This is a genomic window from Neisseria sp. HMSC058F07, from assembly GCF_001810035.1.
In the GTDB taxonomy this organism is placed as follows: Bacteria; Pseudomonadota; Gammaproteobacteria; order Burkholderiales; family Neisseriaceae; genus Neisseria; species Neisseria perflava.
Genome location: NZ_KV799682.1, coordinates 2,968 through 3,784 on the forward strand (window position 1 = coordinate 2,968; position 817 = coordinate 3,784).

Genomic DNA, 817 nt, shown 5'->3' on the forward strand with positions numbered 1-817 from the left:
CAGCAGCAGGGCTTCGATTTTCCGCATCATCGGATCGGCAGAGCTTCGGCGGTTCGGACGACGGCCTGCCGTTTTCTTCGGCGTAAACCCATGTTGGCGTAAATCCTCGACCACGCGTTCCAACTCAGGAATACTGCACTCCGTACACGACCGCTTGCCCGTCACACGCTCCAACACCGCGCGATAGGTACCGTCATCCAAGCCCAGCTCCTTTTGAGCGATTTTAATTTTAGCAATCAACGCACGGCGCATTATTCCTCCAATACAACATATAGTATAAATTAGCGCATATTATACCAATAAAATACAATATATAGTATTAAGCCGCTGTTTTTTTTTGCGAAACTGACAGCACAAAAAAAGGCCGTCTGAAACAGGTTTTAAACCCTATTTCAGACGGCCTTTAATCCATCTTTAAAAGTCCCAGCCTTCCATCATTCCTGCCAACATACTAACCACTCCTGATTATATTGCTTCATGATTCATTGCGGAACTTTGGCGTTTTGCGCGCCGCGATGGTCAGCGGTTCGCCCGTTTTCGGATTGTGTCCCTGACACTCGGCGGATTAGGCGGCGTGAAACGTGCCGAAGCCGACCAGCGTAACGTCTTTTCCATCTTTCAATTCTTGCGTTACCACGCTGACAAACGCATCAACAAACTCCGCTGCATCGCGTTTGCTCAATTCCGCCTCGTCGGCGATGGCTTGGATTAATTCGGATTTATTCACTTTTGACTCCTATTTAGATTTAAATGCGGCAGACCGTGCCGCGCGGGTTATGAATTTGCAATTTCAGACGGCCTTTAATCAAGCTTTAAA

At 47.9% G+C, this 817-nt stretch carries 1 protein-coding gene and 1 pseudogene; both read right to left on the bottom strand.

Going from position 1 to position 817, the window contains the following annotated elements; translation table 11 throughout:
* Positions 1-252 (bottom strand): regulatory protein GemA (locus HMPREF2696_RS06190; RefSeq protein WP_141746352.1); only part of this gene is annotated, 252 nt, incomplete at its 3' end.
* A gap of 223 nt (positions 253-475) precedes the next feature.
* Positions 476-727 (bottom strand): annotated as a pseudogene (locus HMPREF2696_RS06195) (HU family DNA-binding protein).
* Positions 728-817 lie beyond the last annotated feature (90 nt).